Raw genomic sequence first — 21,128 nt, forward strand, 5'->3', positions numbered from 1 at the left:
GAACAGGGGGCAGAGTGACGGTTGTCATCCCCGAACTCCATGGAAAGCGGTTCCCGAAAGGTGGCAGGGATGTGGAGAATAGGCGCGAGCGCCGCTCCGGCCGACTGAGCCTCGGCCGGAGCGGCGTTCACCCATGCGTGGGCGTCGTACCGCCGCCGAAGGCCACCCGGTCGGGGACGACGGCGTATCCCGTCGCGGCACCCCGGCGGGACGCCTCAGAGCAACCGGCCGACGAGAGCACCGGCCTGCTCCGGCTGTTCCGCGATGCAGGCGCCGAGATACTCGGGCCGGTCCAGCTTGACCGACACGACCGCCGTCAGGCCCACCCCGATCCGGACCGCGCCGATCCGGACCGCGCCGATCCGGTCCGCGCTCAGACCGAGGTCGGCCGCTGTCAGCAACCGCCGCTCACGCGCGTACGCGTTGACCGCGACGCCCCCGCTCAGGCGGTAGGTCGCCCCATCGCCCGGTACGTCCAGCCCGCCTTGCGCCACAGGGCCGGGTCCAGGGCGTTGCGGCCGTCCAGGACGGTCTTCGATGCCGCGACCTCGCCGAGGGCCGCCGGGTCCAGCTCGCGGAACTCCCGCCACTCCGTGAGGTGGAGCACCACGTCGGCGCCCCGGACCGCGTCCACGGCCGTGTCGGCGTAACCGAGGGTCGGGAAGAGACGGCGGGCGTTGTCCATGCCCTTCGGGTCGTACACCGTGACCTGGCCGCCCTGGAGGTGGATCTGGCCGGCCACGTTCAGCGCGGGGGAGTCGCGCACGTCGTCCGAGTCGGGCTTGAAGGTGGCCCCGAGCACCGCGACCCGCTTGCCGAGGAACGGCCCGCCGCCCAGTATCTGCCGGGCCAGCTCCACCATCTGCCCCCGCTGGCGCATGTTGATCGAGTCGATCTCGCGCAGGAAGGTCAGCGCCTGGTCGGCCCCGAGCTCACCCGCGCGGGCCATGAAGGCACGGATGTCCTTGGGCAGACAGCCGCCCCCGAAGCCGATCCCGGCCCGCAGGAACTTCTTCCCGATCCGGTCGTCGTACCCGATCGCCTCGGCCAGCTTGGCGACATCGCCGTCGGCGGCCTCGCAGACCTCCGCCATCGCGTTGATGAAGGAGATCTTCGTCGCCAGGAAGGAGTTCGCCGACGTCTTCACCAGCTCCGCGGTCGGGAAGTCCGTCACCACGAACGGCGTGCTCTCGGCCAGCGGCGTGGCGTACACCTCGCGCAGCAGCTGCTCCGCACGCTCGCTGCGCACCCCGACCACGATCCGGTCCGGGTGCAGCGTGTCGTTCACCGCGAAGCCCTCGCGCAGGAACTCCGGGTTCCAGGCCAGCTCGGCGTCCGCGCCCGCGGGGGAGTGGTCGGCCAGATAGCGGGCCAGCCGGTCGGCCGAACCGACCGGCACCGTCGACTTGCCGACCACGAGGGCCGGGCGGGTCAGGTGCGGGGCGAGGGAGGCGATCGCGGAGTCGACGTACGACATGTCACAGGCGTACTCGCCGTGCCGCTGAGGCGTGTTCACACAGACGAAGTGCACATCACCGAAGGCGCCGACCTCTTCCCAGGACATGGTGAAGCGGAGCCGGCCCGTGGAGCCCTCGATCCCGGCGACATGCTTGCGCAGCAGATCCTCGAGACCGGGCTCGAACATCGGGACCTCGCCCCGCTGGAGCATCTCGATCTTCTCGGGCACCACATCGAGCCCCAACACCTCGAAGCCGAGTTCGGCCATGGCCGCGGCGTGCGTCGCGCCGAGGTAGCCGGTGCCGATCACGGTGATCTTGAGGCTCATGGGGTCTCCAGGGAGGGCTGCGGTCGTGCGGTGCCCGAGCATAGTCGGGGCCTGCACCGGGCATTTTTCCCCCTGCCCCACCACCCTGTCGCCAAGCTCACGTATCACTCCCGTGGGCGGGCCCCTAAAATTTGAGTTACTTAACGGTAATTAGCACAGGCATCGCAGCGTCCTTGGAGCGTGAGAGACCTTGGCCGGATCGGCTGACTTCGACCTGTACCGCCCGTCCGAGGAGCACGACATGCTCCGGGACGCCATCCGCTCGCTGGCGGAGGCGAAGATCGCACCCCACGCCGCCGCGGTCGACGAGGAGGCCCGCTTCCCGCGCGAGGCCCTGGAAGCACTGGTCGCCAACGACCTGCACGCCGTGCACGTCCCCGAGGAGTACGGCGGCGCCGGCGCCGACGCGCTGGCCACCGTCATCGTGATCGAGGAGGTGGCCCGCGTCTGCGTGAGCTCCTCCCTGATCCCCGCGGTGAACAAGCTGGGCTCGCTCCCGGTGATCCTCTCCGGCTCGGAGGAGCTGAAGAAGAAGTACATGGCCCCGCTCGCCAAGGGCGAGGCGATGTTCTCCTACGCCCTCTCCGAGCCCGACGCCGGCTCCGACGCGGCCGGCATGAAGACCAAGGCCGTCCGCGACGGCGACCACTGGATCCTCAACGGCGTCAAGCGCTGGATCACCAACGCCGGCGAGTCCGAGTACTACACGGTGATGGCCGTCACCGACCCCACCAAGCGCTCCAAGGGCATCTCGGCCTTCGTCGTCGAGAAGTCCGACGAGGGCGTCTCCTTCGGCGCCCCGGAGAAGAAGCTCGGCATCAAGGGCTCGCCCACCCGCGAGGTCTACCTGGACAACGTCCGCATCCCCGCCGACCGCATGATCGGCGAGGAGGGCACCGGCTTCGCCACCGCGATGAAGACCCTGGACCACACCCGCATCACCATCGCCGCCCAGGCCCTCGGCGTCGCCCAGGGCGCCCTCGACTACGCCAAGGGCTACGTCCAGGAGCGCAAGCAGTTCGGCAAGGCCATCGCCGACTTCCAGGGCATCCAGTTCATGCTCGCCGACATGGCCATGAAGATCGAGGCCGCCCGCGCCCTGACCTACCAGGCCGCGGCCGCCTCGGAGCGCGGCGACAAGAACCTCACCTTCCAGGGCGCGGCGGCGAAGTGCTTCGCCTCCGACGTGGCCATGGAGGTCACCACGGACGCGGTCCAGCTGCTCGGCGGGTACGGGTACACGCGGGACTACCCGGTGGAGCGGATGATGCGCGACGCCAAGATCACACAAATATACGAAGGAACCAACCAGGTCCAGCGGATCGTGATGGCAAGGAACCTTCCCTAGCAGGGTTTTTGCAGGTCACAGGCTGTTTCAAGGGTTCCTGGGCGTCATGCTGGGGGATTCCTGAGCGGATGCCGGGCAGAAATGGACCTGCATCAACAAGCAGCCCCCGGTGTCATGCCGGGGGCTGTTGTCGTAAGTGGATCAGGCGACCACGGACGCCTCTGTGGGGTCGTCGGCGCCGGGCGTCAGCATGGTCGCGATGGCGGCCCGGCCGCGCTGCTCGGCCCCTTCGAAGACGTAGTGGTAGTGCTCCCTCAGTACGTCCGTACTGCTGTGGCCCATCCAGTCGGCCACGTCGTTCTCGGGGACTCCGGCGTACAGCAGTCGCGATCCGTAGTAGTGCCGGAGCGAGTGAGCCTTGCAGTACTTCACCTGTCCCTTGCCCAGAGCCTCCATCCAGATCTTCGGGTAGAAGTACGACGCGTAGAGGTAGCCGGTCCGCGTCGCGTTGGGGAAGAGAAGTCGTTCCGGCCCCCATACGCCGTGGTTCTTGATGTGCCGTCGAAGCTCGAAGGCGACGTTCGGAGGGAGGGGGACGGTACGCCCTGGCTCGCCCTTGTCGCGTGCCTTGACGTGCCGACGCTGGATCGCGCTGTTCTTTCCCGACTTGGTGTCTCCGTCCTCCGCAATCTGGAAGTCGACGCGTACCGTCTCGGCCTTGAAGTCGATCTGATCGCGGGACATCGCCATGGCCTCACCCAGCCGCAGGCCGCACCCGGCCATGAGCCACAGCATCGCGCGGTAGCGCGGAGGAGCGGCATCCAGCATCGCCAGAACTTCTCGCGTCGTGAGCCGCCTAGCGGTGCTCTTCTGCTCCCGCAACTCCTTGGCGCGGCTGCCGGCGCCCTTGACCTTCTTGCATGGGTTCTGGCCGACGATCTCGTTGACGACAGCCCAGTCCATCATCCCGGAGAAGAACGAGAACCGCTGACGCCGAGTGCGGGCGGACAGCTTCCGATCCTGCTCCATCCACAAGAGCCACTGCTCAACGTCAGCGACCTTCAAGGATGTGATGGAACGGGCCTTGAAGAACGGCTCAATGGTCGTGTTGAGGATGGACCGGTACTGCTTCTTGGTGCTGTTCTCCAGCTTCCTTTGATTCGTCCACTGCTCCCACACGGCCGTCACGGGCTGTTTGCCCAAGCGATCGTCCAGGTAGGTCCCGGCGTCGAGTTCCTGCTCCTTGCGCTGGTCGTCTGCCCGCTTCCTGGTCTCAAACGTCTTCTGTCGTCGCTTGCCATCCGGGTCATACCAAAACGTCGTCCACTTCTCCGGGTCGTTCTTGGACCGTGCGACCCATGCCCTTGCCACTGAGGCAGCCCCCCTCCCGTCGATGCCGCACGGCACGGACGGCCCGGCGTCGTGCCGGTAGTCCGGCGTGCCCCAGTCTGCGCATGGTCCACCCTGGGTTGTCAACACAGGGTGGACTGCACCGTGTGATACGTTCGCGACCGTGGTGGCGAATGAGGGCGGGTTCGAGGTCACCCAGGCGCAAGGGGCCTGGGTGATCCGCATGTGGTGGCCGACCGGACCGATCACCGGAGGGCCGCAGCGGATCACTGTCGAGGCAGCGGAAGGTGCCACCGCCCGTGACGTGGCGCGTGGGGTCTCCACGACCGTGCTGCGGCGACTCGACATGGCGGCGGCCATGAAGGTGGCGGAGAAGGCACCCGAACTTCAGCAGGGCAGGGAGGAGGTCACGGCGAAGGTGGAGAAGGCGGGGGAGGCGGCCGGCGTGCTGCTGGCCGACGAAGGTGTGTCAGAGCCGTACTTGGCCATGCTGGCCGCGACCTACAAGACCATGGCCGACATGGGCGCTCCGGCCCCCGTTCCTTGGCTGGCCCGCCTCATCGATCGCCGGCCCGAGACGGTGAAGGATCATCTCAAGCGAGCCCGGCGAGAGGGTTACTTGACCACCGTCGCAGGTAAGGCGGGTGGTGAACTGACTGACAAAGCCACGGAGATGCTTGCCGCCTTCGTTGATCCGGATGAGGTCCAGGACTTTCGTAAGCGGGAATCTGAAGCCCGGGGTCGGTCGGAGTCTCCCCCTGAAACATGAACGTGCCGCGATCCGTCGCGTAGATCGTCGGGCTGTTCTTGATGTCGCACGTGCTGACCAGCTTGGTGACCTTCATGGTCGGGGTTCCCCGAGGGGCGAGCTATCACTGTTGACGGAACGGGAAATCCACGATGGTGCCAACCAGGTCCAACGGATCGTCGGAGGTCCGTGTGGTCAGTCGTCGAAGCCCTCCGCCGCCCGCTTCTCCCGCAGTTCCTTGATCGCCCGGCGCCTCGCCAGGCGGTGCGTGCGGCGGATCTGGGCCTCCTGGTAGCGGCGCTCGTCGCGCTCCGTCTCCGGGAGCACCGGAGGGACCCGGCGGGGCCTGCCGTCGGCGTCCACGGCCGCGAAGACCAGATAGGCCGAGCCGACCTGGGTGGCCGGGGTCGACTCGTTCCAGCGCTCGGCGAGGACCCGTACACCGACCTCCATCGAGGTCCGGCCGGTCCAGTTGACCTGGGCCTTCACATGGACGAGGTCGCCGACCCGGACCGGCTCCAGGAACGCCATCTCGTCCATGGAGGCGGTGACCGCGGGGCCGCCGCTGTGCCGGCCGGCCACCGCGCCCGCCGCGTCGTCCACCAGTTTCATGATCACGCCGCCGTGCACCGTACCGAGGAGGTTGGTGTCGGCCTGGGTCATGATGTGGCTCAGCGTGGTGCGGGACGCCGAGGTGGGCTTGCCCGGGATCTCCGGAGCCTCCGGGGTCTCCTGGCTCTCCGGAGCCTCCGGCCCGGCGGCGGTGGTGGCCTGGTCTGTCATGGCCCCCACCCTATGCCGTGATGACAATTCGGGAATTTGTGTCAGCTTGGCTACAGCGGTGACCTGATTTTCCGACGGCCCTTGTATAGGGCCGGGCGAGTACCGGCACACTGGGCCCCATGAACGATTGGCCCGAGGGATGGTCCGGCGACAACCGCGGAGACCGGTACGGACGCGGCAGCGCGAGCGCACAGCCCGAGAGCGCCCGCGTGATGCGGCAGGTGCGCCGCGGCCAGGCGCCGCCGTACAACGCCGGCGTGCCCCCGCAGCAGGGGTACGTCAACGGCCAGGGCCATGGCGGTGACTACGACGGGTACGACAGCGGCTACAACACCGGCCAGGTGTACGGCAGCCCCGGCGGCGGTGGCTACGACGGCCCCGGCGACACGAGCGGCGGCCGGGGTCCGCGTCCCGCGCCGAACTGGCGCAAGCGGATCAAGTGGACCGCGATCGTGGTGATCACCGGGCTGGTCGTTACGACCGTCGGCACCTACTTCTGGGCCGACTCCAAGCTCAACCGCGAGGTCGACCTGTCCAAGGTCATCGACCGGCCGGAGCAGGGCGACGGCACCAACTACCTGATCGTCGGCTCCGACAGCCGCGCCGGGCTCTCCTCCGAGCAGAAGAAGCAGCTGCACACCGGCTCCGCCGAGGGCAAGCGCACCGACTCGATGATGATCCTGCACACCGGCAGCAGCGGCGACACGCTGATCTCGCTGCCGCGTGACTCGGACGTGGAGATCCCGACCTTCGTCGGCTCCGAGTCCGGCAAGACGTACAAGGGCACCGGCCGGCACGTGAAGCTGAACGCCGCGTACGCCGAGGACGGCCCCGAACTGCTGGTGCGTACGGTCGAGTTCAACACCGGGCTGCGCATCGACCACTACGTCGAGATCGGCTTCGCCGGCTTCGCGAGCATCGTGGACGCGGTCGGCGGTGTCGAGATCGACATCGACAAGGGCTTCAAGGACAAGTACTCCGGCGCCGACTTCAAGGCGGGCAAGCAGACGCTGAACGGCGACCAGGCGCTCGCCTTCGTCCGCACCCGGCACGCGTTCGCCGCGTCCGACCTGCAACGCACCAAGAACCAGCAGAAGTTCCTCGCGGCCCTCGCCCACCAGGTGGCGACCCCCGGCACGGTCCTGAACCCGTTCAAGCTCTACCCGACGCTCGGCGCGGGCCTGGACTCGCTCATCGTCGACAAGGACATGGGCCTGTACGACCTGGGCTCGATGTTCTTCGCGATGAAGGGCGTCAACGGCGGCGACGGCACCTCGCTGAACATGCCGATCTCCGGTTCCACCGGCGGCAACCTCGTCTGGGACAAGGCGAAGGTGAAGCAGCTGGTCCAGGAGCTGAACAACGACGAGAAGGTCACGGTCACGGGCAACTGAGCCCTACGCCCGCCGGGCCCAGCCCAGCAGCGCGGTGTACGGCAGCACCAACCGGCCCTCCCCGTCGGCGAATTCGGCCGCGAGACGGTCGAACTCCCGCCTGATCCGTACGACGGTCCCGGGGCTCTGCGAGGTGACGACCAGCCCGATGGTGCCGATGCCGGCGGCGGCCCCGCTCCACCACTCCTCGGCGGTGGGGCGGTGCTCCCACACCACCTCCGCGCACCGCGCGTCGACGAGGCCGGCCTCCGCGAGCAGAGCCGCGAACCCCTCCGCCGTACGGCCGAAGTCCTCGTCCGGGTCGAGGCGGGGCAGCTGGTCCGGCGGTACCGCCCCCGCCGCCTCGCAGGCCCGCCCGAGCAGCTCCATCCCGCTCTGGCGGCCGCCGGCCCAGATGGTCAGGGCCGCGCTGCCACCCGGACGCAACACTCTCCGCAGCTCCGCCAGCGCGGTGCGGGGGCGGCCGACGTGGTTGAGGACGAAGTTCCCGACGACGGCGTCGAACTCCGCATCCGGGTAAGGGAGTTCGGGCAGTACGCCGATCTGTGCGTCGACTCCGGCGGTCCGGGCCGCCGCGACCATCCCGGCGTCGGCGTCCACCGCGCTCACCCGCGCCCCGCGCGCCACCGCGGCCAGCGCCGCCGTACCGGTGCCGGTGCCGACGTCCAGCACACGCGTGCCCGCCCCGATCCCGGCCGCGTCCAGCAGCGCGGGAACCGGGTGCGCGCACAGCCGCGCGAAGCTGCCCGCGTACGCCTCCGTCCGCCCCGACCACATCGTCCGCTCGGCCGCGTCGAAGGCCTCTGTCGCACTCGTCATGGCGCCAGCCTGCCGCAGACGGGGCCGGAGGCACCCGGCGGGGGCCTCCGGCCCTGAGCGGCCGACGACGTCACATCGCCATGCCCGCCATCGCCCGACAGGTCTCCGCACAGCGGCGACACGCCTGCGCGCACCGCATCAGCTGGGGATCGTCCGGCATGGACATACACGCCTCCGCGCACGTCTCGCACGCCGTGGCGCACATCGCGCACATCTCCGCCGACATGGACGAGCGGCGCATCATCATGTCCGCGCACATGCGGGTCATGTCGGCGCAGTCCATGAGCGCGCGCATGATCTGCATCTGGGCCTGGCCACCCCGCTGCATGCAGGCGCTCATGGTCTCCTCGCAGACGCTGTGGCACTCCATGCACGCCGCCACGCAGTCCTGCATCTCCTTGCTCATCGCGGACATGCTCTCGGCCTGGGTCATGGCTCCTCCTCGGGACGCGGGAGCCCGGGGCGGGCCCCGTGCCCTTCCGTCCTACGCCCCTGCCACGCCGGGCGCCATCGGGCGGACGGCATCAATCCGCCCCGAAACGCACCATCCACGACATGACAAAAGCCACTAGAACACCCTCCGGGGGTCCCACCTCACTACACACACCCCACCTCGTCCCCCGTGACCACGCCGAACTCCCCCTGCAGCTCGTCCTCGGCCCGTACCTTCCGTACGCGCTCGAAGTCCGTCCCCGCGACCACCTTCAGGACGGCACCCTGCCCGGGCACCGCGCGCAGTTCGCTGCCGGGCAGGGCCGCGGCCAGGGAGCGGGCCGAGCGGTCCCAGCGGGGGTCGTAGGTGATGAGGGTGCGCTTGGTGGCGGGGACGGCCGAGTTCGTCGGGGTGCCCGTCGTGCGGAAGCCCGTGGTCGCCAGCGCCGCGTCGACGCGTTTGCCGAGGCCCGCCTCTGCCGTGCCGTTCTCGACCTGGACGCGGATCTGCTGCGGGGAGACCGGGACCAGCAGCGCCTTGCTGCGCGGCTTGTGCGCGGCGAGCGGCTGGTCCTCGCGCAGGGCCTTGAAGAGCTGCGCCGACTTCGCGGGGTCCCACTTCAGGGTCGAGCCGACGCCCTTGACGAGGTATCCCATCTGGCCGATCGGCACGGTCGTGAACTCCGAGGAGGAGGGGGAGAAGTTCCGCATCGCCCGTCCCAGGTCGAGCAGTTCGTCCGTGCCGAAGCCCTTGTCGGCGCGCACGGAGCCGAGGACGGCCCGGGTCACGTCACGGAACCTCATCGGGTTCAGCAGGATCCCGGAGGACGTCGCCCGGTCGATCAGCGCCGCGAGGAAGCGTTGCTGGCGTTTCATCCGGCCGAGGTCGGAGGAGCCGTCGGCGTGCCGTGAGCGGACGTACTGGAGTGCCTCGCCGCCCATCAGCCGGTGCCGGCCGGGCGCCAGGTCGAGGCCGGTGTACGCGTCCTTCAGCGGGTCGGCGTTGCAGATCTCGACGCCGCCGAGGACGTCCACCGTCTTCATGAAGCTGGTGAAGTCGACCTCCAGGTAGTGGTCGATCTTCACGTGCGTCATGGACTCCACGGTCCGGACCGTCAGCTGGGGCCCGCCCTCCGCGTACGCCGCGTTGATCTTGATGGGGTGCCCCTGGTGGCGTTCCCCGGTGGTGGCGTCGACGTGCGAGGGCGTCATCGCGTAGGAGTCGCGCGGCAGGCTCACCACGCTCGCCCGCTCCCGGTCCTCCGAGATGTGCACGATCATGATCGTGTCGGTGCAGTGGCAGGGCGCGCCGCCCAGCCGGTACTTCTGCCGCTCCTCCTCGGTGATCTTGTCGCGGCCGTCGGTGCCGACCAGGAGCACGTTCATGCCGTGTCCGGCGCGCGGCCGGTTCTTCATGTCCTTGAAGGGGTCCACGCGCGCGATGTCCGCGTCGAGACTGGTCATCACCGCGTGCCCGATCCCGGCGGAGGCGAGCACGACGACGGAGAGCGTGGTCGCCGCCCGCAGTGCCCAGCGCGGCCGCTTGCGGCGTACCGGGGGCCGGGCGGGGCGGCGCTGCGGGGGGCGTGGGCGGGCGGCGGAGGGGCGGGGCGGCGTGGTGGGCATGCGGGAACACCTCCGCGAGGGCAGCCGAACGAGGGATCGTGAGCACCGTAGGCCGATACGATCTGCGACGAGGGGCACCGCCCCGGGCGGGGCGCATCGGTGTCCCCCGTTCGCGGTAACGTGAGCCCCCTATGAACGCCAAGCCCGACGTGCGACTCCCCGCCGTTTCTGTGATCATGCCCGTCCTCAACGAGGAGCGGCATCTGCGCGGAGCCGTCCAAGCGATCCTCGCGCAGGAGTACGCCGGCGAGATGGAGGTCGTGATCGCCCTGGGTCCGTCCACGGACCGCACGGACGAGATCGCGGCCCAGCTCGTGGCGGACGACCCGCGCGTGCACACCGTCCCGAACCCGACCGGCCGCACGCCGGCCGCCCTCAACGCCGCGATCAAGGCCTCCCGGCACCCGATCGTCGTCCGCGTCGACGGGCACGGCATGCTCTCGCCGAACTACATCGCGACCGCGGTACGGCTCCTGGAGGAGACCGGCGCGCAGAACGTCGGCGGCATCATGCACGCCGAGGGCGAGAACGACTGGGAGCGCGCGGTCGCCGCCGCGATGACCTCGAAGATCGGCGTCGGCAACGCGGCCTTCCACACGGGCGGCGAGGCACAGTCCGCCGAGACCGTGTACCTGGGGGTGTTCCGGCGCGAGGCGCTGGAGCAACAGGGCGGCTACAACGAGGAGTTCATCCGCGCGCAGGACTGGGAGCTCAACTTCCGGATCCGTGAGGCGGGCGGGCTGATCTGGTTCTCGCCCGAGCTGAGGGTGTCGTACCGCCCGAGGCCGAGCGTGAAGGCCCTCGCCAAGCAGTACAAGGACTACGGCCGCTGGCGGCACGTCGTCGCCCGCTACCACGAGGGCTCCATCAACCTGCGCTACCTCGCCCCGCCGACCGCGGTGTGCGCGATCGCGGCCGGGATCGTGGTCGGCGCCGCGCTGACCCCGCTCGGTTTCGTGATCCCGGGCGGCTACCTCGCGGCGATCGTCCTGGGCTCGCTGCCCGCGGGCAAGGGGCTGCCGCTGAAGGCGCGGCTCCAGATCCCCGTGGCCCTCGCCACCATGCACATGTGCTGGGGGTACGGCTTCCTGACGAGCCCGCGGTCGCTCGCGCGGCGGGTCATCGCCTCCCGACGGCCCGCCGTGCTGAACGAGGTCTGAGTCACCTCACCGGATGACCCCGGGGTTCGACAGGGGTGAGTCCTCTCACCAGGTGAACCCCGGGTTCACGTGCATGCAGGCCGACTCGTCCGCCCCGTTGAGGGCTTCCGCCGTCTTCGGGGTGGTGTCGTCCTGCTTGGGTGCCTTGTACGTCGTGCCCTCGCGCCAGTCCGCGCCGACGACGAGCGTGACCCCGGAGACGTCGGTGGACTTCTTCACCGAACTCATCGGGATTCCCAGGGACTTGGCGACCGCCCGGGCGTCGCCCTCCAGTTCGGCGCTCGGGTAGCGCACCAGTGTCCTCGCCTCGCTGAGAGAGGCGGTCCGGTCGGAGGACGCCTTGGTGTAGCCCTTCCCGGTCAGCAGTGCGGCCACCGTGCTCGCGCGTCCGCTCGCCGCGGCCAGGGTGTCGGTACGGGTGCCGTTCTGGACGAGGATCCCGATCTCGTCCTTCGCGGCGGCCGGGTCGGCCGAGGTCTCCTCGGACTTCTCCGCGGTCGCCTTCTTCGCGTCCTTGCCGTCCAGCGCGATGTCCTCGCGCACCAGCCGGAACAGCTGCTCGGCGTCCTCGGTGGGCTCCACGCGGGCGCCGACGTACCGGTTCGGCATGGTGGTCATGGTGATCCGCGCGGGCTCGACCTTGCGCAGCTCGTTGCTGAGGTCGTAGAGCTCCTTGACGCTGCCGAGGTCCGGGTCGACGGTGATCGCCTCGGTGGCCTTCTCGGCGAGCTTGCGCAGCTTGTTGGGGCTGCTCAGGGTCGCGTTCTCACGCAGTTGGCGGACCATCGAGTTCATGTACATGTGCTGGGCCTTGGCGCGGGCGAGGTCGCTGCCGTCCTCGAAGCCGTAGCGGGTGCGCAGCCACTGGAGGGCCTGCACGCCCTTGACGGGGTGGGTGCCCTTCTCCAGCTTCAGTCCGGAGCCGTGGCCCTGGCTGTCCCGGGAGAGGATGTTGGCGTCCACGCAGACCGGGACGCCGCCGATGGCGTCCGCCATGGACACCACACCGGAGAAGTCGACCATCATGAAGTGGTCGATGTGGATGCCGGTGAGCTCCTGCCAGGTGGCCACCGTGCAGCCGGGGCCGCCGTGGCCGAGGCTCTGGTTGGTCATCACCCGGCCCTCGCTCGCCGCGTAGACCTTGCCGTCGTCGGGATCCGTGCACTTGGGGATCTTCACGAGGGTGTCGCGCGGCATGCTGACGACCGACATGTTGCTGCGGTCGGCGGACACGTGCAGCAGCATCTGCACATCGGCGAGGGGAGTGGAGCCGAAGGTCTCCCGGGCGCCGCCGAGCTTCTGGTTCTCCTCGCTGTCCCGCGCGTCGGAGCCGATGACCAGGATGTTCAGCGGGGTCTGGCCGGCGGCGTTCGGCGTCGGGCCGGCGACCTTGTTGTCCCCGAGGTTCAGATCGTCGTGCTGGATCTGGGAGTTCAGGTGCCGGTAGTACACGTAGCCGGTCCCGGCCACCGCGAGTATCAGCACCGAGAGCGTGGTCGCGGACCATCTGAGCAGCCGGTGCTTGCGCGGCGCCCGACGGCTGCCCGCCCCGCCCTCCGCCTCGGTCGCCGGCACCGCTTCCTGCACGCTGTATTGCGTTGTCAACGTTCCTGTCCTCCCACCCACCCCACCGGACCCGCACATCACACCGCGGGCCCGCCGCACGTCCTTAGACATACGACGGGCCCGTGAGGTTGCCCTACGAACCTGTTACGGAGCTGTGCGAGACCCCGGAACCCTCAACTCGCGCACTGCACCTTGTCGGCGGTGGACTTGCCCGCCACGTTCACCGGGGCGGTCGTGGCCGCGTTCAGCTTCACCCCGGCGCCCTTGAAGTCCTTGCCCAGGGTGAGGGTCATGGCCGGCAGACCCTGGGCGTTGGTGACGCTCTTGCCGGGCTTCAGCGCCGAGCCGGACAGACCCATGATGTCCGCGAGCCGGCGGGCCTGGTCGGCCTGGCCGGGGTCGTACTCCAGGGTCGTTTTCGCCAGCGGCGCCTCGGCGTTGCCCGCGTTGTCGGACTTGGTCACACCCGCCTCGGTCTGGAGGTAGGCGAGCTGCTGCTGCGCGCTTCCGGCCGGCGCGCCGCCGTTGAGGATGCTGACCCGGACGTCGGAGGCGGCCGACCTGGTGCCCTTGAGCCGGGCGGCGATCTCCGCCTTCTCCTTCTTCTGCTCCGTCTTGACCTCGGTGAACGAGACGTCGTTCTTGATCGCATCGAAGATCGCGGGGGCCTGTGCCTCGTCGACGACGACCGTCGCCTTGACCGTCTCGGCGGGGTTGTCCTTCACCGGGACTGTCATGAAGCTGATGTTCTTCGTCGGCACCTTCTTCAGCTCCAGGGCGATGTCCTTGAGCGTGCCGACGCTGCCGATCGCCTTGTCGACGGTGAGCGCCTCCGTCGCGGCCTCCGCCAGCTTCAGCAGCTTGGCCGGGCTGGTGAGGGTGTCGCCGGAGGTCATCTTCCGCATCAGCGAGCCGAGGAACTGCTGCTGCACCTTGATCCGGTCCAGGTCGCCGGAGTTGCCGAAGGCGTGCCGGGTGCGCACGAAGGCGAGGGCCCGCTCGCCCTCCACCTTCGACTCGCCGGCGGGCAGTTTCAGCTTCGACTGCTTGTCGTCGACGGCCTTCTCCACGCAGACCTCGACCCCGTCCACGGCCGACGTGAGCGTCTTCACCGCGTTGAAGTCGGCCATCACGAAGTGGTCGGGCTTGATGCCGGTGGCCGCCTCGACGGTACGCATCGTGCAGCCCGCGTCCCGGCCACGCTCACCGAGGCTCCGGTTGAAGCGGACGCCGTCCTGCCCCGCGACGACCGAGTCGGTGCCGTCCTCCTGCTTGGTCTGGCAGTCCGGGATGTCGACGATCAGGTCACGCGGGATGCTGAGCGCGGTCGCGTTCGATCGGTCCTTGGCGACGTGCAGCAGGATGTTGGTGTCGGCGTGGCCGACGCTGCCCTTGTCGCCGTAGCCCTCGTTGCCCTCACCGGTGCGCTTGTCGGTGCCGATGACGAGGATGTTGAAGGCCTCGTCCTTGCTGAAGCTGCTCGCGGCCGCGTCGCCGACGTCCGTCGTGCCGACGTTGCCTTCGAGGTGCTTCAGATAGAACCAGCCCGTCGTGGCACCGGCGACCAGGACGAACGCCATGGTGCCGCCGGTCCACAGCAGGGCCTTCTTGGCGTTCGACTTCTTCTTGACCGGCCGGCGTCCGCGCCGCCCCGGCAGCGGTTCCCCGGGGGCGTCCCGCCGTCTGCGCGGCGGCGGGACGTCACGGCCGGGGGCCACGGGAGCGGTCGTACGGCCGCCGGGAGCGCCGTTTCTCACGGGGGCGGCCCTACGGGGTCCGGGTACGGGCGACTGTGGTGCGGCGGGAGCCAGCCGCAGTTCGTATTCGCCGGTGGCCGGATTGAGCACCCACTGGTCTGCGGGATCGACGTCGTTCGCCCGCCCATGGCCTTGCGCGTCCACGTTGGTCCGAATCCTCCGTCAGGGCCACGCGACACCTTCTCCCCGGAAGGTGCACGGTTCGGTCGACACAGTGCTCGATCCCAGGACAGGTCTCATGGCCGGGGATCACTGGATCGCTCACACTAGCCGCCCGTTCGGGCGTCGAGCCAAGCAGCGAGGGGTTCCTCGGCCCCACAAGCGGTCAATCCACCTCATTTCCTCGGAAGGGAGTCCGGCGTCCTGGTGTGCGAGTGGTTCCTGCCCAAGGTGTACGTACGAACGGCCCGGGGCGTTCGACTACCACTGGTAGACCCCGTACACGGGCATGCACTGCTTGGTGTCCGAGCCGTTGATGGCGTCCGAGTTGGCGGGCAGGTCACCGGCCTTGGGCGCGGACTGCTTCGGATAGGCGGTGCCGGTGCGCCAGTCGGCTCCCACGACGAGGGTGACCCCGGAGACGTCGGTCGACTTCTTCACCGAACTCAGCGGAATCCCCAGGGACTTGGCGATGCGCTGGGCGTCGCCCTCCAGATCGGCGCTCGGGTAGCGCACGACCGTCCGGTCCTCGGACAGGCCCGCCGTCGCGTCCTTGGACGCCTGCGTGAAACCTTTCTCCACGAGTTCCTGGGCGAGCACGCCCGCGCGTCCGCTCACCGGGCCGAGGGTGGCGCCGGCGGTGGCGTTCTGCACGAGGACACCGATCCTGTCGTCCGGCGCCGAAGGGGCTTTGACGGCCTGGTCCTTGACGGTCTTCTTCGCGTCGGACGCCTTGCCCTTGTCGTCGAGGGGCACGTCGTCGCGGAGCATCTCCCAGAGCTTGTCGGCGTTCTTGGAGTCGGGCACGACGTGGTTCTCGTTCTCCGAGTCCTGCAGGTTCGGCATCGTCACCGAGGTGATGCGGTCCGGCGGCACCGACTTGAGCTGGGTGCCCAGGTCGTAGAGCTTCTTCACGGTGCCGATCTCCTCGGACACCTTCAGGGACTTCGTGGCCGCCTCGGCCAGGTCCATCAGGCGCGGGGTGTCGGTGAAGACGTTCTGCTTCGTCAGCGTCCGCATCATCGAGTTCAGGTACATGTGCTGGGCCCTGGCCCGCATCAGGTCACTGCCCCAGGCGTGCCGGGTGCGCAGCCACTGGAGCGCCTGCTTGCCCTCGACCTTGTGGGTGCCGGCCTTCATCTTCAGACCGGAACCGCCGGGCACGTCGGGCGTCGGGTGGTCCCACACGTTCTGCTTGACGCACACGTCGACACCGCCGATGGCGTCCGCCATCCGCACCACGCCCGCGAAGTCGATGGTCATCCAGTGGTCGATGTAGACCCCGGTGAGGTTCTGCCAGGTGGCGAGCGTGCAGCCGGCCCCGCCGCGGGCCAGCGAGTTGGTGATGATGTCGTTGGTCGGGGGGAACTTCTTCCCGGTGTCCGGGTCCTCGCAGCGGGGGATGTCGACGCGGGTGTCGCGCGGGATGCTCACCATCGCGGCGCTCTTGCGGTCCGCGGACAGGTGGATGAGCATCTGCACATCACCGCGGGGCGCATCGCCCCGGTCGTCCCTGCTGCCGCCGAGCTTCACGTTCTCGTCGGAGTTACGGCTGTCCGAGCCGATCAGCAGGATGTTCAGCGGGGTCTGACCGGCCGCGTTCGCCTCGGTCCTGCGCGCCTTGGAGTCGCCGCTGCTGCGCTCGCCCTTGCGGATGTTGCCGTTGAGATGCTCGTAGTAGAGGTAGCCGGCGCCACTGGCGCCGAGTATCAGCACGGCGAGCGTGACCGCCGACCAGCGCAGCACCCGGTGCTTGCGCCGGACAGCCCGCCGCCCGTGCCGCCCCGGTCTCTCCGGACCCTCCGGCTGCGCCGGCCGGACCTCGGGACGGGTCCCCTCCCCTTGAACACTGCTGTGCGCCATCCCCTGTCTCCCCACCCTCACACACAGAACGAACGAAAAGACCTGCTGTACGAAGCAGAAGAGCCGCCGTACGCAGCAGAAAGACCTGCCGTACGAAACAAAAGGACCTGCCGTACGCCCCGTAAGACGCACAACAGGCCCTTCAGGTCACCGCAGAGCGGGTGAACAACCCCCCGTCTGCGCTGCGACGTCCGGCACGCACGCTCGCGGCGTTGCCGAAACGTCCACGTGGCTCCGCCACGAAGACGCTCCGGCGCCTTGCGATCGCACGCACCGGACACCGCAGCGCCCGCCCTTCGGGCGGACGACGGGGGGTTGTTCACCCGCTCTCACTTGGCGCATTCGACCTTGTCGGCCGTGGACTGCTGCACCCCCTCGGGGGCCTTGGTCGCCGTCGTGAAGGACACCCCCGCGCCCTTGAAGTCCTTGCCCAGGGTCAGGGTCATGGTGGGCAGGCCCTGGGAGTTGGTGACGCTCTTGCCGGGCTTCAGCTGCGCCCCGGACAGGCCCAGGATGTCCGCGAGGCGGCGCGCCTGGTCGGCCTGGTCGGGGGCGTACTCCAGGGTCGTTTTCGCCAGCGAGGTGCCCGCGTTGCCGGCGTTCTCCGACTTCAGCACGCCCTCCTCGTTCTGGAGGTACTCCAGCTCGGCCTGCGCACTGCCCGCCTGCGCACCGCCGTTGAGGATCCGCACCCGCACCGCGGACGCGGCCGACTTGGTGCCCTTGAGGCGGGCCGCTTCCTCGGCCGCCTCGGCGCTCTTGGACGCGCCGGCCTTCTTCTTGACCTCCGTGAAGGACACGTCGTTCTTGATCATGTCGAACACGGTGGGCGCGGTCGCGTCGTTGAGGACGACCGTCGCCTTCACCTTCTCCGCCGGGTTGTCGACGACGGGCACGGTGGTGAAGGTCAGGTTCTTCACGTTCAGCTTGCCGAGCTCCAGGCCGAGGTCCTTCAGCTTGGAGATGCTGTCGAGCTGCGAGTCGACGGTCAGCGCCTTGGTGCCGGCCTCCGCCAGCTTCAGCATCTTCGTCGGGCTGGTGAGCGTGTCGTTCGACTTCAGCTTGCGCATCAGCGCGCTCAGGAACTGCTGCTGGAGCCCGATCCGGCTCAGGTCACCGCCGAAGCCGACCGAGTGCCGGGTGCGCACGAACGCGAGGGCGTCCTCACCGGAGATGGTGTGCGTGCCCTTGGACAGCTTGAGCTTGGAGTCCTTGTCGTCGATGTCCTTGGCCAGACAGATCTCGACCCCGCCGACCGCCGTGGTCAGCGTCTTGACCGCGTTGAAGTCGGCCACCATGAAGTTGTCGGCCTGGATACCGGTGAGCTCGGTCACGGTCCGCACCGTGCAGCTGGGCGTACGGCCGCCCTGCCCGAGGCTGGTGTTGAAGCGGACGCCGTCCGTGCCCGCGATGACCTTGGTGGAACCGTCCTCCTGAGTAGTGGGACAGTCCGGCACGTCCACGATCAGGTCGCGCGGAATGCTGAGCGCGGTCGCGTTCGTACGGTCCTTGGAGACGTGCAGCAGGATCGTGGTGTCCGCGTGTCCGACGCTGTTCTTGTCGCCGTAGCTCTCGTTGCCCGCCCCAGTGCGCTTGTCCGTGCCGATCAGCAGGATGTTGATCGCCTTGTCGGTCTGGAAGCCGCCGGTGCTCGCGCCGTCGTCGGAGACGGAGGTGATGTTGCTGTTGAGATGGCGGATGTAGAGGTACCCGCCGCCCGCGGCCGCGATCAGCACGAACGCCATCGTGCCGCCGGTCCACAGCAGCGCCTTCTTCGCGTTCGACTTCTTCTTGACCGGCCGGCGTCCCCGCCGTCCCGGCAGCGGCTCCTCGGGCGGAGCACCCCGCCGCCTGCGCGGCGCAGGCACGTCACGGCCCGGCGCCGGGGGAGCGGTCGTACGCCCGGCGGGCGGGCCCGTCCTGGTGGGCGCGGGTGTGGATCTACGGGGACCGGGAACACCCGACTGCGGTGCGGAAGGGTTCAGTCGCAGTTCGTATTCACCGGTGTGCGGGTTGAGTACCCACTGGTCGGCGGGGTCGATGTCGCCCGCCTGTCCACGGCCTTGTGCGTCCATGGTTGCTGAATCCTCCGACGGCCGGATGCACCGGAGCGCTCACCCTAGCCGTCCGATTCGCCGACAGGTTACGGCGGTGATGAATTCCACGTGCCTACAACCGGGCAATCCGCCCATTTGCCTGGACACCGCTCCACCTGCTTGGGAAATGCTTTACCCGCAGGCGTCCTGGGCGGCCGTGTTGCCGCGGAAGGCGGGCACCCCGTCGGCGTTCTCAGATTCTTCATGGGCTTCTTCGTCATGAGAATCTTCTGAAACCTTTGGGGCTTTCTCCGTCACCTTCACCGGCTCATCCTTGCGCAACCGTTCGAAAAGGCGCCGGGCTTCGGGTTGGTCGAGTTGATCGCGATTTGCGTCGTGAACGTACGACTCCCTCGGAACGGTGAGGAATTGCACCCGCCCCATGGGGATGTCCCGCAGCCCGCGCACGAGTTCGTACAGCCCGCGCAGGCTCGCCAGGTCCGGGTCGGTGGTGAGCGAGGAGGTCGCCGCGTCCAGCACGGGATAGAGCTTCACCGGATTCAGCAGTACGTCATTGCTCTGCACCTTGTGCACCAGCGCCCCGAGAAAGCGCTGCTGGCGGTCCATCCGCTCGGTGTCGCTGCCGTCGCCGAGCGACTTGCGGGCCCGTACGTAACCGAGCGCCTCTTCGCCGTCCAGCGTCACCCGTCCCGCCGGAAGCCGCAGCTTGGCGGCCTTGTCGTCGATCGGCTCGGTGAGGCAGACCGTCACCCCGTCCACCGCGTCGACCATGTCCTTGAAGCCGTGGAAGTCGACGACCATGTGGTGATCAACGCGTACGTCCGTGAGTTTCTCGACGGTCCGGATCGTGCAGGCCGAACCACCCTTCTGAAAGGCGTGGTTGAACATGTCGAACGTCGGTCGGCTGCGGGTGCCGTCCGGCCGCCGGCAGGCCGGCACGTCCACCATCAGGTCCCGCGGCAGCGACACCGCGGTCGCGGTGTGCCGTCCGGCGGACAGATGCAACAGGATGGTGGTGTCCGAGCGTTCGGTCCCCGAGTCCCGCCCGTAGCGCGCGTTGCCGTCCCCCGACCGCGAGTCCGACCCGATCAGCAGGATGTTCAGCGCACCCTTCACCAGCGAGGTCGGCCGCTCCTTCTCGTACCGGGCGAGCTCGGCGGCGGCCGCCTCGTCGGGCGTGATGTTCCCGTCGAGCTTGGCGTAGAGGACCCCACCGACACCGGCGGCGACGAGGACGACAACCCCGGCGCCGACCCCGGCCCCGCGCAGCCACCGCCGCCGACGCCGCCGTACGAGCCCTTCACCGTGGGCCGAGACCCCGAGACCGGGCCCGAGGGGGCGAGGACTGTCGGTCACGGGTCGGCCCACCCCTCGTGGCGTAGGGATCTGTTCCTACGACCATGGCGTGAACGGGTTGCGGTGACGGCCCGGTACTAATCCATCCGGGTGACTGTTCCCACTTCAGGGGCGCGGGGAACTGCGCGACCAGCCACATACGACCTGTCTCCCGCCAACCGGTCGCAAGCCCCCGTTTCAGCGGCGCACAACACCCACCCGCTCATCCTCGACCCGCTTGGCAAGCCCTTCCTCACCCAACCGCTCCAGATGCCGGCACAACACCACGGACCCCCCGTTGGCGAGCGCCCCGTACAACCCCGCGCACACCCCGTCCCACGTGTCGTACGGCAACCCCGACAGCACCCGGTCCCCCGTCCCCTCGGCCCGCGCCCGCTCCACGACCTCCGCCCCGCTGAACTCGCGCCCGGCGACAACCAGAGCAGGTTCATCCGGATCCACCGGAGCGAACGGCACGAACCGGTCCCCCTGCCCCGGCACCTCCACGGCATAGTCGACGAACCCGTCCGGCGGCTGCGGGAACCGCCCGCCCAGCGGCCGCAGCGCCAGCGCGACCCGCTCCCCGGAACAGGCCCGGGCCGCCTCCAGGGAATCCGGTCCGCTCACCACGACGTCCGCCGACGCGGGATCCCCGCCGACGTCCGCGACCACCCCCACGGACGCACACGCCAGCAGCCAGACCGCCGTCTGCCAGTGCGCGGGCAGCAGCAGCGCCACCCGGTCGCCGGGTGCCGCGGCGAGGTCGCCCTGGAGGAGGTTCGAGGTCTTGGCCACCCAATTGGCGAAGGTGGCCACGGACAATTCGACACGTTCACCCGTGGCGTCGTCGTAGAAGGTCACCAGGGGGCGTCCGGGATCCGCGGCGAGCGCGGAACGCAGCAGGTCGGCAGGGGTGCGATCAGTGGCGTTCACCCGCAGAAGCGTACGCGGGCGCACCGCCGGACACCCTCGCGCGGGGCCACCGGTTCGGCGCAACAGCGCCCG

At 69.1% G+C, this 21,128-nt stretch carries 17 protein-coding genes; 4 read left to right on the forward strand and 13 right to left on the reverse strand.

Annotated features, from left to right (window positions below; all coding sequences use genetic code 11):
* Nucleotides 1–215: 215 nt before the first annotated feature.
* Together H295_RS0124080 and H295_RS0124085 are read right to left on the reverse strand one after the other, a co-directional pair.
* Nucleotides 216–494, reverse strand: a complete 279-nt coding sequence (locus H295_RS0124080) for a hypothetical protein (RefSeq protein WP_020137918.1) — start codon at nt 492–494, stop codon at nt 216–218.
* Entirely contained in the window at nt 443–1,786 is a 1,344-nt protein-coding gene (locus H295_RS0124085) for a UDP-glucose dehydrogenase family protein (RefSeq protein ID WP_020137919.1), read from the reverse strand. The genes H295_RS0124080 and H295_RS0124085 overlap by 52 nt, the downstream gene beginning before the upstream one ends.
* 190 nt (nt 1,787–1,976) lie before the next feature.
* On the opposite strand from H295_RS0124085, the gene H295_RS0124090 reads away from it, so the two are divergent.
* Nucleotides 1,977–3,134, forward strand: coding sequence for an acyl-CoA dehydrogenase (locus H295_RS0124090; protein WP_020137920.1), 1,158 nt, complete (start codon nt 1,977–1,979; stop codon nt 3,132–3,134).
* A gap of 141 nt (nt 3,135–3,275) precedes the next feature.
* Here the strand turns inward: H295_RS0124090 and H295_RS0124095 are convergent, their stop codons facing one another.
* Nucleotides 3,276–4,445, reverse strand: a complete 1,170-nt coding sequence (locus tag H295_RS0124095; protein WP_028809687.1) for a tyrosine-type recombinase/integrase — start codon at nt 4,443–4,445, stop codon at nt 3,276–3,278.
* Between the two features lie 142 nt (nt 4,446–4,587).
* On the opposite strand from H295_RS0124095, the gene H295_RS43520 reads away from it, so the two are divergent.
* Nucleotides 4,588–5,193, forward strand: coding sequence for a hypothetical protein (locus tag H295_RS43520; RefSeq protein WP_234021667.1), 606 nt, complete (start codon nt 4,588–4,590; stop codon nt 5,191–5,193).
* A gap of 174 nt (nt 5,194–5,367) precedes the next feature.
* Here the strand turns inward: H295_RS43520 and H295_RS0124105 are convergent, their stop codons facing one another.
* The gene (locus tag H295_RS0124105; protein ID WP_020137923.1) at nt 5,368–5,955 is read right to left on the reverse strand and encodes an acyl-CoA thioesterase; all 588 of its coding nucleotides are present in this window, start codon (nt 5,953–5,955) and stop codon (nt 5,368–5,370) included.
* Nucleotides 5,956–6,074: 119 nt separating this feature from the next.
* Between H295_RS0124105 and H295_RS0124110 the strand changes: the two genes are divergently transcribed.
* Complete coding sequence (locus H295_RS0124110) at nt 6,075–7,349, forward strand: LCP family protein (RefSeq protein ID WP_020137924.1); 1,275 nt, start codon at nt 6,075–6,077, stop codon at nt 7,347–7,349.
* A gap of 3 nt (nt 7,350–7,352) precedes the next feature.
* Here the strand turns inward: H295_RS0124110 and H295_RS0124115 are convergent, their stop codons facing one another.
* From H295_RS0124115 to H295_RS0124125, 3 genes are all read right to left on the reverse strand, one after another.
* Nucleotides 7,353–8,168, reverse strand: a complete 816-nt coding sequence (locus tag H295_RS0124115; protein ID WP_020137925.1) for a class I SAM-dependent methyltransferase — start codon at nt 8,166–8,168, stop codon at nt 7,353–7,355.
* A gap of 70 nt (nt 8,169–8,238) precedes the next feature.
* Nucleotides 8,239–8,601, reverse strand: a complete 363-nt coding sequence (locus H295_RS0124120; protein ID WP_020137926.1) for a four-helix bundle copper-binding protein — start codon at nt 8,599–8,601, stop codon at nt 8,239–8,241.
* A gap of 164 nt (nt 8,602–8,765) precedes the next feature.
* Nucleotides 8,766–10,226: an LCP family protein gene (locus H295_RS0124125; protein ID WP_020137927.1), complete on the reverse strand. Its 1,461-nt coding sequence runs from the start codon at nt 10,224–10,226 to the stop codon at nt 8,766–8,768.
* 131 nt (nt 10,227–10,357) lie between these two features.
* Between H295_RS0124125 and H295_RS0124130 the strand changes: the two genes are divergently transcribed.
* On the forward strand, nt 10,358–11,386 hold the full coding sequence (locus H295_RS0124130) for a glycosyltransferase family 2 protein (protein WP_020137928.1): 1,029 nt from the start codon (nt 10,358–10,360) through the stop codon (nt 11,384–11,386).
* Between the two features lie 45 nt (nt 11,387–11,431).
* Here the strand turns inward: H295_RS0124130 and H295_RS0124135 are convergent, their stop codons facing one another.
* From H295_RS0124135 to H295_RS0124160, 6 genes are all read right to left on the reverse strand, one after another.
* Nucleotides 11,432–13,030, reverse strand: a complete 1,599-nt coding sequence (locus H295_RS0124135; RefSeq protein WP_199788615.1) for an LCP family protein — start codon at nt 13,028–13,030, stop codon at nt 11,432–11,434.
* Between the two features lie 95 nt (nt 13,031–13,125).
* Nucleotides 13,126–14,853 (reverse strand): LCP family protein, encoded by a 1,728-nt coding sequence (locus H295_RS0124140; protein WP_028809688.1) that lies wholly within the window; start codon nt 14,851–14,853, stop codon nt 13,126–13,128.
* Nucleotides 14,854–15,129: 276 nt separating this feature from the next.
* On the reverse strand, nt 15,130–16,731 hold the full coding sequence (locus H295_RS0124145) for an LCP family protein (RefSeq protein WP_020137931.1): 1,602 nt from the start codon (nt 16,729–16,731) through the stop codon (nt 15,130–15,132).
* A 329-nt stretch (nt 16,732–17,060) separates the two neighbouring features.
* On the reverse strand, nt 17,061–18,806 hold the full coding sequence (locus tag H295_RS0124150; RefSeq protein ID WP_028809689.1) for an LCP family protein: 1,746 nt from the start codon (nt 18,804–18,806) through the stop codon (nt 17,061–17,063).
* Between the two features lie 153 nt (nt 18,807–18,959).
* Nucleotides 18,960–20,144: an LCP family protein gene (locus tag H295_RS0124155; protein ID WP_020137933.1), complete on the reverse strand. Its 1,185-nt coding sequence runs from the start codon at nt 20,142–20,144 to the stop codon at nt 18,960–18,962.
* Nucleotides 20,145–20,321: 177 nt separating this feature from the next.
* Nucleotides 20,322–21,056, reverse strand: a complete 735-nt coding sequence (locus H295_RS0124160) for a TIGR03089 family protein (protein WP_028809691.1) — start codon at nt 21,054–21,056, stop codon at nt 20,322–20,324.
* Nucleotides 21,057–21,128 lie beyond the last annotated feature (72 nt).

Source organism: Streptomyces sp. 351MFTsu5.1 (genome assembly GCF_000383655.1).
GTDB lineage: Bacteria > Actinomycetota > Actinomycetes > Streptomycetales > Streptomycetaceae > Streptomyces > Streptomyces griseorubiginosus.

Bases quoted from the DNA above. Each gene is read 5' to 3' on its own strand.
- H295_RS0124085 (WP_020137919.1), bottom strand. From the start codon at position 1,786: ATGAGCCTCAAGATCACCGTGATCGGCACCGGCTACCTCGGCGCGACG.
- H295_RS0124105 (WP_020137923.1), bottom strand. From the start codon at position 5,955: ATGACAGACCAGGCCACCACCGCCGCCGGGCCGGAGGCTCCGGAGAGC.
- H295_RS0124110 (WP_020137924.1), top strand. From the start codon at position 6,075: ATGAACGATTGGCCCGAGGGATGGTCCGGCGACAACCGCGGAGACCGG.
- H295_RS0124115 (WP_020137925.1), bottom strand. From the start codon at position 8,168: ATGACGAGTGCGACAGAGGCCTTCGACGCGGCCGAGCGGACGATGTGG.
- H295_RS0124120 (WP_020137926.1), bottom strand. From the start codon at position 8,601: ATGACCCAGGCCGAGAGCATGTCCGCGATGAGCAAGGAGATGCAGGAC.
- H295_RS0124125 (WP_020137927.1), bottom strand. From the start codon at position 10,226: ATGCCCACCACGCCGCCCCGCCCCTCCGCCGCCCGCCCACGCCCCCCG.
- H295_RS0124130 (WP_020137928.1), top strand. From the start codon at position 10,358: ATGAACGCCAAGCCCGACGTGCGACTCCCCGCCGTTTCTGTGATCATG.
- H295_RS0124135 (WP_199788615.1), bottom strand. From the start codon at position 13,030: ATGTGCGGGTCCGGTGGGGTGGGTGGGAGGACAGGAACGTTGACAACG.
- H295_RS0124145 (WP_020137931.1), bottom strand. From the start codon at position 16,731: ATGGCGCACAGCAGTGTTCAAGGGGAGGGGACCCGTCCCGAGGTCCGG.
- H295_RS0124150 (WP_028809689.1), bottom strand. From the start codon at position 18,806: ATGGACGCACAAGGCCGTGGACAGGCGGGCGACATCGACCCCGCCGAC.